This window comes from Paraburkholderia sp. MM5477-R1 (genome assembly GCF_050436385.1).
In the GTDB taxonomy this organism is placed as follows: Bacteria; Pseudomonadota; Gammaproteobacteria; order Burkholderiales; family Burkholderiaceae; genus Paraburkholderia; species Paraburkholderia tuberum.
Map to the genome: position 1 here is coordinate 41,803 of NZ_JBNDMC010000010.1, position 14,709 is coordinate 56,511.

At 58.5% G+C, this 14,709-nt stretch carries 10 protein-coding genes and 6 pseudogenes; 5 read left to right on the forward strand and 11 right to left on the reverse strand.

Features of this window, described 5'->3' with window-relative positions:
* Nucleotides 1–22: 22 nt before the first annotated feature.
* A complete protein-coding gene (locus OKW35_RS44005; protein ID WP_429555874.1) occupies nt 23–1,507 on the reverse strand; it encodes a mannose-1-phosphate guanylyltransferase/mannose-6-phosphate isomerase in 1,485 nt (494 codons plus the stop codon).
* A gap of 709 nt (nt 1,508–2,216) precedes the next feature.
* Here OKW35_RS44005 and OKW35_RS44010 point away from each other — a divergent pair.
* A pseudogene (locus OKW35_RS44010) lies at nt 2,217–2,478 on the forward strand (NAD-dependent epimerase/dehydratase family protein); the annotation flags it as partial.
* A gap of 21 nt (nt 2,479–2,499) precedes the next feature.
* Nucleotides 2,500–2,652, forward strand: a pseudogene (locus tag OKW35_RS44015) (NAD(P)/FAD-dependent oxidoreductase); the annotation flags it as partial.
* Between the two features lie 156 nt (nt 2,653–2,808).
* Here the strand turns inward: OKW35_RS44015 and OKW35_RS44020 are convergent.
* Nucleotides 2,809–3,063 (reverse strand): hypothetical protein, encoded by a 255-nt coding sequence (locus tag OKW35_RS44020; protein WP_184054953.1) that lies wholly within the window; start codon nt 3,061–3,063, stop codon nt 2,809–2,811.
* A gap of 320 nt (nt 3,064–3,383) precedes the next feature.
* Here OKW35_RS44020 and OKW35_RS44025 point away from each other — a divergent pair.
* Nucleotides 3,384–3,896, forward strand: a pseudogene (locus OKW35_RS44025) (IS4 family transposase); the annotation flags it as partial.
* On the opposite strand, the gene OKW35_RS44030 reads toward OKW35_RS44025, so the two are convergent.
* Complete coding sequence (locus OKW35_RS44030; RefSeq protein WP_429555326.1) at nt 3,793–4,197, reverse strand: DegT/DnrJ/EryC1/StrS family aminotransferase; 405 nt, start codon at nt 4,195–4,197, stop codon at nt 3,793–3,795. The pseudogene OKW35_RS44025 and the gene OKW35_RS44030 sit on opposite strands and share 104 nt — an antisense overlap.
* Nucleotides 4,194–4,751, reverse strand: a complete 558-nt coding sequence (locus tag OKW35_RS44035) for a hypothetical protein (protein ID WP_429555327.1) — start codon at nt 4,749–4,751, stop codon at nt 4,194–4,196. The genes OKW35_RS44030 and OKW35_RS44035 overlap by 4 nt, the downstream gene beginning before the upstream one ends.
* Before the next feature lie 400 nt (nt 4,752–5,151).
* Between OKW35_RS44035 and OKW35_RS44040 the strand changes: the two are divergent.
* Nucleotides 5,152–6,056: pseudogene (locus OKW35_RS44040) on the forward strand (GDP-L-fucose synthase family protein).
* Nucleotides 6,057–6,227: 171 nt separating this feature from the next.
* Here the strand turns inward: OKW35_RS44040 and OKW35_RS44045 are convergent.
* The 5 genes and pseudogenes from OKW35_RS44045 to OKW35_RS44065 all read right to left on the reverse strand — a co-directional run bounded on the left by OKW35_RS44045 (nt 6,228) and on the right by OKW35_RS44065 (nt 12,494).
* Nucleotides 6,228–7,287, reverse strand: a pseudogene (locus OKW35_RS44045) (IS630 family transposase).
* A gap of 585 nt (nt 7,288–7,872) precedes the next feature.
* Nucleotides 7,873–8,013, reverse strand: a pseudogene (locus OKW35_RS44050) (DUF6429 family protein); the annotation flags it as partial.
* A 46-nt stretch (nt 8,014–8,059) separates the two neighbouring features.
* Nucleotides 8,060–10,057 carry a hypothetical protein gene (locus OKW35_RS44055; RefSeq protein ID WP_429555328.1) on the reverse strand — a complete coding sequence of 666 codons (1,998 nt, stop codon included), beginning with the start codon at nt 10,055–10,057 and terminating at the stop codon, nt 8,060–8,062.
* A gap of 79 nt (nt 10,058–10,136) precedes the next feature.
* Nucleotides 10,137–11,591, reverse strand: coding sequence for a lipopolysaccharide biosynthesis protein (locus tag OKW35_RS44060; RefSeq protein WP_429555329.1), 1,455 nt, complete (start codon nt 11,589–11,591; stop codon nt 10,137–10,139).
* A gap of 141 nt (nt 11,592–11,732) precedes the next feature.
* On the reverse strand, nt 11,733–12,494 hold the full coding sequence (locus tag OKW35_RS44065) for a glycosyltransferase (protein ID WP_429555330.1): 762 nt from the start codon (nt 12,492–12,494) through the stop codon (nt 11,733–11,735).
* A 25-nt stretch (nt 12,495–12,519) separates the two neighbouring features.
* Here OKW35_RS44065 and OKW35_RS44070 point away from each other — a divergent pair, with 25 nt between their 5' ends.
* On the forward strand, nt 12,520–13,542 hold the full coding sequence (locus OKW35_RS44070; protein WP_429445436.1) for an IS30 family transposase: 1,023 nt from the start codon (nt 12,520–12,522) through the stop codon (nt 13,540–13,542).
* A 117-nt stretch (nt 13,543–13,659) separates the two neighbouring features.
* Here OKW35_RS44070 and OKW35_RS44075 read toward each other — a convergent pair whose 3' ends face one another.
* Both OKW35_RS44075 and OKW35_RS44080 read right to left on the reverse strand, forming a co-directional pair.
* Nucleotides 13,660–13,851, reverse strand: coding sequence for a hypothetical protein (locus tag OKW35_RS44075; protein ID WP_429555331.1), 192 nt, complete (start codon nt 13,849–13,851; stop codon nt 13,660–13,662).
* Nucleotides 13,841–14,581, reverse strand: coding sequence for an aldo/keto reductase (locus tag OKW35_RS44080; RefSeq protein WP_429555332.1), 741 nt, complete (start codon nt 14,579–14,581; stop codon nt 13,841–13,843). The genes OKW35_RS44075 and OKW35_RS44080 overlap by 11 nt, the downstream gene beginning before the upstream one ends.
* Between the last annotated feature and the right edge of the window lie 128 nt (nt 14,582–14,709).

The window sequence follows — 14,709 nt, forward strand, 5'->3', positions numbered from 1 at the left end:
TGCACTATGCAATGCGATAGCGTCAAATTCGGCCGTAGCAGTCGTCCAGGCGCACAATATCGTCCTCGCCGAGATAACTGCCCGATTGAACCTCGATGATTTCGAGCTGCACTTTGCCCGGATTCTCCAACCGATGCTGCACGCCGAGCGGAATGAAGGTCGATTGGTTTTCTGAAAGAAGAAACTGGTCCTCGCCCCGTGTCACGAGCGCGGTGCCGCGCACGACGACCCAGTGCTCGGCGCGATGGTGGTGCATCTGCAATGACAGGCGAGCGCCTGGCGCAACCACGATGCGCTTCACCTGAAACCGCTCGCCGCGCTCGATCGCATCGTAGAAGCCCCACGGACGGCGCACCTTCCGGTGCGTCTCGGCTTCAGGCGCGCGCTGCTCGCGAAAGCGCGCCACCAGCGTCTTGATGTCCTGCGCGTGTGAGCGGTCGGCGACGAGCACGGCGTCGTCCGTGTCGACAACGACTACGTTGGAGGTGCCAACGCATGCAACCAGCCGCCCGCCCTCGGCGCGCACATAGCTCGAGGTCGCGCCTTCGAACACGACACGCCCGCTCGCGACGTTGCCGAGCCCGTCCTTCTCCATCGCTTCCCACACGGCATCCCAGGATCCGAGGTCCGACCATCCCGCCGCCAATGGCACGACCACGCCTTTGCAAGGCGAGCCGGCCGCGCCGATGTGCTCCATTACCGCATAGTCGATGGAATCCGCCGGCACACGGCCGAACTGAAACGGGCAAGGACGAATGAAGTTGTCGTCCGCCTTGCCTTCCGCGAACGCCGCGGTGCAGGCCGCATGCATGTCGCCGTTGAGCTTGGCTAGCGCTTCGAGCCACACGCCTGCTCGCACGATGAAGATGCCGCTGTTCCACCAGTAGGTGCCTGCAGCGACGTACTGCGCGGCAAGTTCGGTCGTGGGCTTTTCGACGAAGCGGTCGATCAGATGTGTGCCGTTTTCGAGGGCGTCGCCGATTCGGATGTAGCCAAAGCCGGTATCCGGCCGTGTGGGCGCAACGCCGAGCGTCACGATCATGGAGCGTTCGGCATATTCAGCGGCAATTGCGATCGCACGATGCAGCGCCGGAATGTCTGAGATGGAATGGTCAGACGGCATCACCACCATGATCGCGTCGTCATCCTGATTAACGGCTTCGAGCGCCGCGAGCGTGAGCGCCGGCGCCGTATCGCGCCGCGCAGGCTCGACGATAATCTTCGCGCAGACGCCGCACGCCCGCACCTGCTCTTCTGTCTGGAACCGGTGTTCCTCCCCACACACGATAATCGGCTGAGTGTCGACGTCGAAGCCGCCGACGAAACCCTCCATCCGTGTGACGGTAGCCTGCAGCAATGAATCCCGTCCGACCACTTCGATCAACTGCTTTGGAAACTGCTCACGCGACATCGGCCAGAGGCGCGTGCCCGATCCGCCTGCGAGAATGACCGGGACGATGCGCCGACAGGAGTGCCCGAGCGATGCTTCTGCGATCGCCGCTGCCATTGCGTCTTCAGAACTCACCGCGTCTTCCATCATCCACCCCTCTGGTCTTGCGTCGAACACGTACTTCCCGGCATCGCCAATTCAATTCATCGGTTATGGGTTCGCCGTGAAGCGCACTTTCTCCTGCTCTCCCACCTAGGGGTCCTGCTTGACTTCGATGAAAGATACGTCGTCGATGACCTCGAACCCGTGCCCACCTGACGCCAGCAAGATGACATCACCCGCGCACAGCACGCGCTCGTCAGGAATTTTCGATCGGCCGTATAGAGCTTGACCATCACGCGGCCCCGCTTGATGAAGAGAGAACGACCTCACGCGTCTGCAAGCATAGGAGCAGTTCCAGGGTCACTAGACGGGTTGACCGAATATGCCATGACGTTGGCTGAAGCGAGTTTCGCGGTACAAGGTGGTCTCACACGCATTCATTTCGCCGATGTCATCGGTGAGAGGAAGCGCGGGCCGCGACAAGATCCTGGCACCGGCCGCAACAGGCTGAGACCTGTCTACACCCGTCACTAACCTGAGAATCGCACGTCGGGCCTTTCAGGATCCACGCTCCACTTGAAATCACCTTCGGATCAATGCGCCTCAATGGACGATTGGGCACCAACATGAATAAAGACTTCCCGGATCTATGTCGCTGGACACAAGGGTATGGTTGGTTCGGCCTTCTCCGGCGCATTGCCAGTCACGGCTATCACCACCCGATCTGCTCTTCTTTGGTTCATCATGCACTTATCCAAAGTGTTGCCCGCAGCCCATAAAGGAAGAGTACCTGCACACGAGCAGCTTCGAGCATACCAACGAAGCCTACGCTATCGCGAACGTCGCCGGGCTCAAGCTTTGCGAGGGGTATAACCGACGGCACGGAACGCGGTACATATCGGTGATGTCCGAACGACGATGATTTGCAGAACGGGCATGTGCTGGCTGCGCTCATCCGTACGGCACACGAGGCAAAGCTCAACGGGGTGCTGATTATCGAACAGGGCATGATCGGCGCGGGCAGCACGTCACAGTCGTCCGGCCTGTTGCGCATGCACTATTCGGTGCGCCAGAACGTGGAACTCGCGCGCGCTTCGCGGTGGGCGTTCAATAATTTCGCTGACTATCTCGGCGACGACGAAGCGTCCTGTGGTTTCGTCGGCCAGAGGGCCGGGTTCCAACGTTGCACACCGACTCCCCGCGATGCTTTTCCCTACGGGCTGACGCGCCCGCGTCGCGGGCTTGCCTTGCATTGAGATATACAACCCTGAAAAACCATCCCCGAAACCCTGACCTTTCCCGCAATCCGGCTCGGTTTATTTGTTGAGCGGCTTCATGCTGTTGCTGTGAATATTTCCATAGATCCTGTCTGCCGCTTGCTGCTTCGTCAGCTTGCTCGTTTTTGCACCGGATTGCGGAGCCCGATTGGACGGTTTAATGGGTGCGAGGGATTGGCTGTGCAGGTTCCCATAGCCCCTATCAGCGGCCTGTTGCGAGGGCGTATCGGCCGAACTGGCATTGGCGTACGCCGCGAGCGACACTAAAAACACGGTGACGAATACTTTTTTCAAGATGGCTCCATGCTGCAACACTGTTCTAACGGGGCTTAGCGCCGGGTTTTTTGACAAAACTTCATCCCCGAAACCCTGACCTTTAGCGATGCAGAGGCGGTCGAGCTACCAGCAAAAACCGGCGTTTCGGCGGATTTTACATCTCAAGGCGGACTGTTTTGGCATGTTGGTCTATCACTAGACAGAATGGCACTTACTTAAGCCTGCATGGAGGAGAAGACGCGGGTAAGTGCTTGAAGAGAAAGGGAGGGGGCTGATCCAGGGATTGATACGATGGTTGTTACCAGGCAAACACCGTCTCATTCCAAAGATCAGCCCCCATGGATCGTAATGCACGAAGTCATCACAGGCAAACACGAAGCAGGGTTCAAAGCCGGGCGTGCAGGGCCCAGGCGGTAGACTACTTCAACATACTGACGAGCCCGGGGCTGTTGGGCATAACAGAAGCGTATTTGCCAGAACATCGGGAACGGCTGTATCCGCCGACGGTGACCCTGTCGATGTTCATGCGCCAGGCGCTGGAAGAGGACGCCTCCTGTCAGAAGGCAGTCAACGGGTGGGCGGCGCAGCGAGCTGCCGACGGGCTGCGGCCCATGAGTGTGCGTACGGGAGGCTACTGCCGCGCTCGCCAGAGACTGCTGCTGACGATGGTGCGGGAGTTGGCGCGCGAGACGGGGCGCCAACTGCATGAGCAGGCCGAGCCGGCCTGGAAGTGGCGCGGGCGCCCGGTCAAGCTGGTTGACGGCACCGGGATCTCGATGCCCGATACGCCGTCGAACCAGGCCCGTTTCCCGCAGTCCAGTGCTCAGGCCGAAGGAGTACCAGGCCTTCCCCGATGAACTGATGGTGCGCGAGTCCACCGGTGCGAACAATGGCCGATGCGCACGATATGATCGTGTGCGTGGGGATGATAACTTCGTCGTCGGGACCGAGCCGCAGAGCCACCGCCGCCACGTCCAACGCAGCGCTGCCGTTCGCGACGGCAATCGCGTGTCTGCGGCCGACGTAACCCGCCATCGCACGTTCGAAACGCTCGACGAACGCCCCGTCCGAAGAAATCCACCCGCTTTCAATGCATTCGTTCAGATAGACGCGCTCCTTTCCGTCGAGCAGGGGTTCGTTGACCGGAATCATCGCGCGCCGTCCTTAACTTCAAGCTCGACGCCTGGGCCGTTACTCGCTTCACTGCATCGGCTCAGGTTTGCGGACGCGAAGCGCAATTTTTCCTGCTCTCCCATATAGGGCCCCTGTTTGACTTCGAAGAAAGACGCGTCCTCGAGCATCTCGAAGCCGTGACCGCCCGACGCTAGCAAGATGACATCGCCCGCGTACAGTACACGGCTCGACAGGTAGTCCTTATCGGGCGTATAGAACTTCACCAGGACACGGCCACGCTTGACGAAGAGCACTTCTTGCGTCCATTCGATCTGCCGCACCAACTTGCAGTGAAGATGCGCGTCGATCATTTTTCCGGCGGGATGTTCCATGTACGCGAGTTGCTGAGGAAACTCCTTCGGAGTAAAGAAACTCACACCACTTCTCGAGAACGAATCCCGGATGATCATGGCGAGCGTTTCACCTTCGAACGAGACTACTTCGAAATTCGAGTCATGAACGACCTCTGCGTTGTTCGTTATCGGTAGAGCTTCCATTTTTTTCCTCGAAGAGAGCCGGTAGTATCCCGACACACCGAACCTTCCGGGAGCAGGCCGCTTACGACATAAATTGGCCCACGGTGGTCCTTCATGCGTCCGTGAAGCATAGGATCGGTTCGGTGGTCACACGGTCAGATGGCCGAATACGGAATGAAGTTGGCTGACCGGGGTATTACGTTGCAGCGTCACCTCGCGCATCTTTATATCCTCCGCAACGACCGCGGAGAGGTGCACACGGACCGCGCCAATATATTGGCACCGTCCGCCATGACCTTGAATGGTCCATATGCATTGCTAAGCTGATGAAATCGCACGTCGTAGCCCTTTGAATCAAGTGGCGGGGCAACTCACGTTCCGACCGACGTGTCTCTCTCGACTATTGGCCATTCACATGAACAGAAACTCTCGCATCTATGTCGCCGGACATAAGGGAATGGTCGGCTCGGCTCTCCTTCGGCGCCTTGCCAGTTCCGGATATGATCACGTGATCACGGCCTCGAGACAGTCGCTCGACTTGCTGGATCAGCGCGCCGTGATGGATTTTTTCGAGAGCACATAGACGTCGTCCTCCTGGCCGCAGCCAAAGTCGGCGGAATTCATGCCAATTCGACTCAGCCGGCTTCGTTTCTCTACGAGAACCTCGTCATCGAAACCAATGTGATTCATGCAGCATTCAAGAGTCACACGCAGAAGCTCGTCTTCTTCGGTTCATCGTGCATCTATCGAAGGCTTTGCCCTCAGCCCATAAAAGAGGATTACCTGCTCACGAGCGCTCTCGAACAAACCAACGAAGCCTATGCCATCTCAAAGATCGCGGGTCACAAGCTTTGTGAAGCGTATAACAAGCAATACGGAACGCGCTTCATATCGGTGATGCCCACGAATCTCTATGGCCCCAACGACAACTATGATCTTCAAGGCAGCCATGTGCTGGCCGCGCTCATCCGCAAGGCGCACGAGGCAAAGCTGAACGGACTCGAATCGCTCCCGGTATGGGGCTCCGGATTGCCGAGACGGGAATTCCTTCATGTAGACGATCTGGCGTCCGCGGTTCTCGTCCTGCTGAGCAACGACCTGGTCGAGGGCATGTTCAATGTCGGATATGGAAAGGACATAGCGATTGCCGACCTCGCACGACTGATCTGCGATGTCGTCGGTTTTTCTGGATCGCTGAGATTCGACTCGTCGAAGCCCGATGGGACGCCGCGAAAGTTGCTCGACGTATCGAAGCTCGCCGCTCTGGAATGGGCGCCCACGATTACGCTCAGAGAGGGCATCGCCTCAACCTACGCCGACTTCGAGAATGACGTGCAGCGTACCGGGCTCGCCAGCGCCTGACGAATTCACGCGGCGTGCGCGATCCTGCACCACGGATTGAAGTTCCGCCCCTGGTACCCAGGGCACCCGTCTGCCGACTGCGGTTCCTGTCCCTCAATGCCAGCAAATCAAGTCACGTTCAAGGCCACGACAGGTCATTCCGGGTTAGAGCGGCTTGATCAAAGCGTCGGCCTAGTCCGTTGAACCGAATGAATTGCACCGGATTCGCCGCGATGGATCGGAGTACTTCCATTTCAATGGGCGCGCCTGCTTGTTGTATTGACAGATATAACGCATGAGCTTTTTGTTGAGATCCTTAGTGCTGGTGAATACGCCACGCGCAATGTCGTCGCGCTGGATGCGTGCAAACCAGTTCTCGACCTGATTCAGCCATGACGAATACGTCGGGGTGTAATGTATCGACACTTTCGGATGGTCAACCAGAAATGTTTGAACGGCGTTGGTTTTGTGGCTGCTAACGTTGTCACAGATCACGTGAATCTCCTTTCCGCGCGGCTGTGCCCATAACACCTCCGTGAGGAACGCAACAAACTGGCCACTGGTATGGCGTGGCGCGGTTTTGCCCAGCACCTCACCGGTGGCAACATTCAATGCGGCGAACAGGCTCAGGGTGCCGTTGCGTTTGTATTCAAAGCCATGGCTCTCGGCGCGTCCAGGCGAGAGCGGCAACATCCGGTCCTTGCGATCCAGCGCCTGGATGGCTGTCTTCTCGTCCACGCAGAACACCACCGCATGCAACGGCGGATTGAGGTACAGCCCGATCACGTCGGCTGCCTTCGCCTCAAAGTCGGGATCGTTGGACACCATGTGGGTATCGAGACGATGTGGCCGAATGTCGTGCTTGCGCCAAATACGCTGCACCGTCACGAAGGCCGTGCCCAACTGTGCCGCCAGTTTGCGGCTGCTCCAGTGTGTCGAGCCGTCGGCCGGCTTACGTCGCAGTGTGTAGTCGAGCACTCTCGCTTCAAGGACCGCCAGGTCAGGTCGCGGTGCCCGGCCTGGATGTCTGCCGTACAACCCAGCCAAACGCTCACTGGTGAAACGCATTTGCCACGTTGTAATGAAACGCGAATCGCAACGCAATTCCGCCATGATCGCCGCACGCGAGGCTCCTTCGTCGAGCAGCAAGATCAACCGCGCACCGCCTCACCTGGCCAACGGCCATCGTGCGGCTGCGCTGCATCGACATCAGCTCTTCGCGCTCGGTTTCGCTCAGATTCATTTTGCCCATGCACTATTAGCTCGGTGCAATTTCATTGGTTCAATGGACTAGTCCTTGATTCGACTGCTCAAAGCCCTGGATATTGACCTTTCTAGCGCGTCTCGCGTCAGAAGTTGGGCGGCTGCTTTCATTGCCCGCTCGATGCTCATGCGTTTGCGGCGATACGTCTGCTCTACGTTTGCCAACGCATCGGCGATGGACCTTGCATCCGCGGAAACAAAGCATATGGCGTCGTGAATCTCCTTCATGCATCGGATCATCGCGCGTGATCTATTTCCTTGAGGCCATGGTTTCTCGGGTGGAGTGCTTTGCGCCCGCCAGCGGGATAACGCCAGGCGCAACCAGTTACGGGAGCGACGACGCATTGACCGTGCGTCCATTTAGACGGGTACTCTGCTACTACTTCAATGACTGAAATTCGAGAACGCGGAACATTCGCCGCCGCAGTTTATTTTAGATAGGCCTGCTGCTTGCGCCGTGTCGAGACCGAAATCGCCAAGATGTTGTCGGGCACGATAGGACGGTCGTTTAGAATGAAACGATCCACTGGCCAGTAGCGTGACCCCTGGTGTCGTGAGTTGGAAATTCGTTTCATTAATCGGTTTTGCTGCCAGCGGTGACGAAGTGCTGCTTGAAGAGGCGTTCAGATTCTCGCAGACCGTCCTCCGTCATCACCACGGATTTCGCTTTATTGACCGGATCGGCAATGAGACCTCGTTCATGCAGTCGGTTGAGAGTCTGCGGTGGACTTGATCAGCTTTGCCCCAGATGCGGGGTCGGTCTAAGTCTCGAACGGCCGGTTGCCGATCATCACGACGTGGTGTGCGCCATGGACAGTAGCTCGTAGTTCCAGCATGTTCCGCGGACTTACAGCAAAACGCAGGACATCGCTTCCCGACACGAGCGTTCCAACCGGAGCGCTCGTACTATTACGCGAAAGCTGCAGCAGATAGAGACCGGACGACGCGCTCTCTACGCGGTTCGCATCGCGTGACACCAGCACCATGACTGCATGCCCTTCTTCGTCCTTCGGGCAGGAAATCTCAGTGTCGAAACTGCCGCCATCGAAATGCACGGTGTAGAGGCTCAATCCACCGATCCGATGCCTGGCATCCTCCAATGCGCGAAGCGCGCCACTGCGTATCGTCACATCGTCGGTGAAAGTGGTGGCAGGCAGGGTGTAGCGAGGCTGCGGTTCTTTGAAAACACAGTCCGATGACTGGACGGATCCGACAGGGCCGTCAGATCGAACGACCGAAACGCCGAAAGACTGCTGGATGTTGACACCGGAAACGCAGGAGGAGACGTCGAGTTCTCCTATGAACGCCGGGACGAGGACGCCATGACCAAGGTAAGGATCGTCCCATCCGGCGCCAACGGCACCGGTTCGCTTGCGATGGTCGCGATAGCCGACGCGTTCCATATAAACGCCGTTGAAGACAGCCGATTGGCATGCATCAACCAGCACCGCTGGACGCGGCGAGTAAGCGTGCGTTATTTGCATGAAGACATTGCTATTCGAAGGGCGCGCATAGCGCGCCATGACGCGTATGCAGAATCCGCAAATGCCCCGATAGGGATACGCCCTGGCCGGTGACGCGGCATTCGTCGACGCGCTGAGTCTGCGCTCGCTGTTGATTGACTTGAAGAACGTGGCATCGAACCATTGATCGATCTTGCGCTCATCGTCGCCATAGACGCGGTCATAGATGTTACGTACGTTGATGATGGTGCACTTGTCCGCGAAGCCGCCTCGTTCGTTGTAGTCGTCGTTGCGATCGACCCATTGCCCTCCGACAAGAACAGGGACGCCCGTGCGCAGCGCCTCGATATTGCTGAACGTGCACTGTTCCAGCACAGCCGCATAGATACCCACCCCGCAGCCGACAAAGTGAAGTCTGTCAAAGATGCAGCCTGCGAGCGTCGGGGACAGGGCGCCAAAAACCATGAAGCAATCCACGCATGTCAGATTCTCGAGCCCTGCATCCATCGCCGTGTCGAATTGATCGAGCAAGCCGAAAGTGACTGGCTGCGACGCGTCCGCCATGCCGTAGCGATAGTTGCCCTTCACCACGGCGTTATGTCCATAGAGTTTGACCCCCGGCCATACGCCTACGCAATAGGGCTGTCGCATGGGAGGCTCAGACGGGAGTCTCCCGCCTTTTCCCTGCTTAACCGTGCCATCGTCGTGACAAGGGATGGCCAGCGTTCCGCGCGCGGCTGCAAGGTAGAACGTGCCGTTATCAAGCACAACGCACTGAGTCCGGCCCGTCGATGCATAGAGCGATCCTGCGAATGCGACGGCGCGATTGATCGCGTCACCGTCATCCGTCGTGCCGTCACCGCGTGCACCGAACCATCGGGCATGGATGTCGCCCTCGAATACGCGCTTCCAACGCCTTCCGCTCTTCGAAACCAGCACTGTGCCACCATTGTCCCGGCTCAAGACGTCGGTAGGATCGAGCCAATAATATGCAGCATCCAAATCGCGTTCGCCCGCAGCGTGCTGAGAAACGAGCAGTCTCGTAAGCGGTCCGCCGTAGTCACGCAAGCTGGCGTAGCCCTGAATCGGACCTTGTGCAAGCACAAATTCAGCGAGGTGTCGGATTTCGGTGTAAGCGAGGGAAGACCTGGTGACTATCACCCTGTCGTCGGGCGACAAGTCGCTCACGGGCTGCATCGAGGTCGAACCGCTCTGCGTGTGCGACGGCTGCAGTCCGGATGCCTGCCGCTGCGCCGCTTGTGCAGATGCGCCAGACAGGCCGAAGCAGGCGGCCATGATTCTCCTCAAGGCTCCACGTCTGTTTTTGAGCGCGTCCCCCGCCAACCGCAACTTTTCCTGGAGGTCGGCCATACGTTCAGAAGGTGGGTGCGAGAGTCACGAAAGCGGACCCAGCGACGCGTGCGCAAGAATCTGCTTCCTGCAGAGGCCGATATAGACGCCATAGTCGGCGATGATGCTCGCAATGATGGACGACCAGACCACCCATTCCACTGTGCCCGAACTTCAAGAGCAGACATACCTTGAGCGGAATGGATACCGCGCTAAAGATCAGCACGGCAAGCAACTGGGGGCGCAATTCGCTCATTCCATTCAGAAAGATGGTGAAAGCGTTTCCCGTTGTTTCAACCACCGCCAGCATCCCCGCCGCGCACAGCAATGAGAAAGGTACAGTCAGGTGATTGCCCGTCCAAACCTTCAGAAGCCAGGGGGAAGCTGCCAGAATCAGCGCGCTTGTCAGCACCGCGATGCCGCCCGTGACGCCCATGGACACCTTCAGCGTTTGCCTGATGAACACCTTCTCACCGCGCGAGTGTGCGTCGGCATAGAGACCCCAGAGCGGCCCCGACAGCATGGCCATCCCGACGGTGATCGCCTGAAACAACCGCTGCGCAACGGCCAGTCTCGCCACTTCCTTCGCGCCGAGAATGTTTGAAACGATCAGGGGATCGCATGCGCTGCCGCATATCATGCCAAGTTGAAGAATCAGGAACATGCTGCTCGTCCGCAGTAGCAGCCTCGAGTCTTGCCACCCCGTTCCCGGCCATATGCCGCGATGAACTCGAAAAATCCGCTCACGTCGAAGACGCCAAACGAGAATCAACGTCGTGCCGACCCGCATGCCATAGGTAGAAACCACGAGATACGGCAACGGTGCGCGATAGCGGTTGCAGAGATAAAGAAGCGGTAGCGAGAAAAAGTATCCGATCGCAGCAGCGATATGTGGCTCCCATGCTCGCTGAAGACCATGAAAAACCTTTCTCACGCCGCTTAGTGGGATGTTCACGCAAAACAGCGTGATGAAAACCACGGTTGACTCCACCGCTTCTCTTGTGACGTCTGCCGATTCGATCTTGAGCAGCCTTTGGAAGTCCAGCAACCTCACGGCACCAACGAGGACAGCCCCAGCGGCTGCGCCGATCACCACGAGCAGGAGTACGCCGCGAGTCACAATCGTCTGCAGTTTCTCTGGATCGTCGCTCGTTTTCACGTCCGCAACCAGGTTGACGAGGCCATTCGCCACGCCAAAGTCAAGCACCGACAACATCACTGCGAGGCTTGATATTGTCATCCAAATGCCAAAGCGCTCTTGCCCGAGATACGGATACAGAAGCGTTAAAGAGACCGGGAGCAGCACTACCGCAAAGCCCATCGCGGCACTCACCGCATTGCATGCAGCGGAACGCGCGGCGCGCACATAGCGATCCCTGTCGCGCCCTTCCGAGGCTCCGATACCAAACGGCAAGCGACGAAAACAGAGCCGCAGAATGGAAACCGGTGCGCGCACGAAAAAATTATCTGCAAGCGGCATTGGAGCGTGTGATCCTCTGACGCTGCTCTTCCGCGAATGAGATGTCCTGGAAGGGGCAGCAACGGTTGAGCGTAAAATCGCGCTGACGAACTCAACTTCCTGCGACAGCCATCCTGCACGCGTGTGTTAAAGCAGAAATGCTTACGCTACCTGCTTGCTCATCAACGCGATATAGTTCTGCGTTACTCTGGAGATATGAAACCGATTGTTGAAACACTGCTTTGCCGAACATTGCATCGCAACCTTCTCGTCGTCCGGCAGCATTGCCCATCGCGTCAGAAGGCGGGTGATACCCTCTCGCGTGTCGTCGTCCACGAACCCGGCTCCATCGGCAACGACCTCTTGCCAGATTCCGACCTTGTCGGTCAAGAGCACCGGCACGCCGCACGCTAGTGCTTCGGCCACCACCACGCCGAAGTTTTCGTGATGCGAGGGCAAAACCATGACGTCGGCAGCGCGCAGCAGCGACCACTTGTGCGCCCCCGTTACCATGCCAGGCCAGCTAACACGATCCGCGATGCCGAGCCGCACGGCCTCGCGACGCAATCTGGCCCCGAGTCCATGATCATCGGGGCCTGCGACGACGAGGCGATAGTCGGTGCTCAAGTTCTGGAGATCGTGAAACGACTGGATTAGCAAGTCGCAGCCCTTCTTCTCGTGAATTCGCCCGAGAAAGAGGATAATCTTGCCCGGCGTCGCTAGCGAATGCCGCTGCGCAACGTCCAACGTTTCCGTCGAAGGTGGCGGTGCCGTGCCAATCATCATCATCAGCTCCTTCGCCCTGTACAGCGGAAACGCCAAGCGCGCCAGTTCGCGCTCACTGTCGGTGGTGAAGAGAATCCCCTTCGCATTGCTGATGAAATGACGCTCCACAAATATGGCGCGATCAAATTTGAAGTGCAACACCTTGCTCGTGTAAGGTGTGCCAATGCAAAAAAGAAGTTACCAACAACTGCAGCCTGAAGAACGCATGACGATTGCAAGCATGAAGCAGCAGGGTTCGAGCGTTCAGGTCATCGCCCGAACACTCGGGCGCGCGGCGTCAACCGTGAGCCGCGAGCTGACCAGAAACACGTGTTCTGCCGTGGGCTATGCGTCTGCACCAGCGCAGGCGCTCAGCACGAGCCGACGCGAGGCTGCGCGCCCGTGTCCCAAGCTGCACCCTCAAAGCGTGTCGTGGCGCGTGGTACTCACCCTGCTGGAATGGAAGTGGTCGCCCCAGCAGATCTCAGGTACCCTCAAGCGCATGTGGCCCAACGATCCGACCCAGCACGTCTCCCACGAGACCATCTACACCGCCATCTATGCCCAGCCACGCGGTGAGCTGCGCCGCCAGCTTATCGCCTGTCTGCGCCACGGCCACAGCACGCGTATGTCACGCAAGCGGGGCACTGACCGGCGCGGCCAGATCCCCGACATGGTGAGCATCCATGTGCGCCCGCCTGAGGTCGACGACCGGGTGATGCCAGGCCATTGGGAAGGCGACTTCATCAAGGGCGCTGGCAACCAGTCTTCCGTCGGCGTGCTGGTTGAGCGCACCAGTCGCCTGGTGCTGCTGGCGAAGATGGACGACGCCACCGCCGCCTCGGCACTGGCGGGCTTCACTGCCAAGCTGAATTCGATCGCTGCCCCTCTGCGCCAGAGCTTCACTTACGACCAGGGTAAGGAAATGACCCGCCATCAGGAGCTCAGCGCAGCCACCGGCGTGCGCGTGTACTTCTGCGATCCGCACAGCCCCTGGCAACGCGGCACCTGTGAGAACACCAACGGGCTGCTGCGTCAGTACTTGCCAAAAGGCACCGACCTCTCGATCTACAGCCAGGACGAACTCGATGCCATCGCCGACAGCCTCAACAGCCGACCGCGTGCTACGCATGCATTTCATTCGCCATTCGAGGTGTTCGAACGTATGCTCGCAACCGCTTCGATAACTTCAGCTTCCGTTCATTAACCCGCTGTTGCGCTTCACCTTTGAAACCGCCAAGGGAATGAGGGCACCGCCCCATCGCATCGAGGTACCGCCCAGGCATCGGAAACGTCCGTGCGAGGCACCCTTGTAGAACGTCCCCTACTGGACGACTTCATTGAGCGGATGCGTGTCCTCTTCCTGGCGCAATCCGCCGGTTTCCAGGCAGATGACGGTTGCGCCTGTCTTCCGCGCCAGTAGTACGCTGATCGGTAGGCCGACGGTTCCCGCGCCGATGACTATGAAATCGGCTGCCCGCGAAATCGCGCCCTGCCCGCCCAGGTCATTGAGCATCGGCCGTTTCCTCCACGAGCCGGGCATATTGCTGCAGCCTGGCCAACTGCTTCGTGCTCGCGATGATTGCGCCATTGGTATTGCGAAGTAGTGCCCGACGCAGAACCTCTGTCACGGACAGCGGCGACCCCTCCTTGCGGGACGCGGAGACATAACCATAAGTGATCTGGAAGGGCTTGCTGTAGCAGGTCAGTACGTCAGCCTCGCGACCGGTGAGACTGTCGTGGACCTGAATGAAGCGGGTCAGTTCGGAGCCGGCAGCGAGGAACGGTTCGACCTTATCCGTAGTTAGCGCGAGGCCGAAAGTACGGACCGTTCCGTCGCGTAGGAGACTCTCGAGCCATTTCAACCATTCATCAGTATTGAGCAGGGAAAGTTCAGGCTCGTGCAGCGCGTAGATGTCGATAGAGTCACGCTTTAGACGACGCAAACTGCCCTCGAGTGTTCTCTTCGCTCGGGCGACTGAGAAATCCACCGTTGGACCCGAGATGGCCTTTATGAAGCGCCCTGTCGCCTTGCGAACAAAAACAGCGGCCCCGCTTTGCTCCTCGCCGCCGGGCGAATAGATCCCGACTTTGTTGGTGACAGTGACCTCCAGTCGTCCTTTGAGAACGTGGCCAAGATCGCGCTCGGCCAAGCCAAAGCCATAGTAGGGGGCCGTGTCGAAATGGGTGAACCCGGCGTCCACCGCAGAGAATAATAGTCGTCGTCTTGTTTTTTTCGGAGCCACTGTTTTAAAGACTGGCGGTGCCGAATATGAATCTCGAAAGTACGATGGGAGTCCCGGTCAACTGAACGCTTTGCACGATTAGCTCCCGCTAAATGCTCGTCAAGCCCGCGCCTTGAATTGAATGACGA

What these genes read in the sequence shown, in the direction of transcription:
- OKW35_RS44005 (WP_429555874.1), bottom strand. Translation starts at nt 1,507, where the DNA reads ATGGCAGCGGCGATCGCAGAAGCATCGCTCGGGCACTCCTGTCGGCGC.
- OKW35_RS44030 (WP_429555326.1), bottom strand. Translation starts at nt 4,197, where the DNA reads ATGATTCCGGTCAACGAACCCCTGCTCGACGGAAAGGAGCGCGTCTAT.
- OKW35_RS44055 (WP_429555328.1), bottom strand. Translation starts at nt 10,057, where the DNA reads ATGGCCGCCTGCTTCGGCCTGTCTGGCGCATCTGCACAAGCGGCGCAG.
- OKW35_RS44060 (WP_429555329.1), bottom strand. Translation starts at nt 11,591, where the DNA reads ATGCCGCTTGCAGATAATTTTTTCGTGCGCGCACCGGTTTCCATTCTG.
- OKW35_RS44070 (WP_429445436.1), top strand. Translation starts at nt 12,520, where the DNA reads ATGCAAAAAAGAAGTTACCAACAACTGCAGCCTGAAGAACGCATGACG.
- OKW35_RS44075 (WP_429555331.1), bottom strand. Translation starts at nt 13,851, where the DNA reads ATGCTCAATGACCTGGGCGGGCAGGGCGCGATTTCGCGGGCAGCCGAT.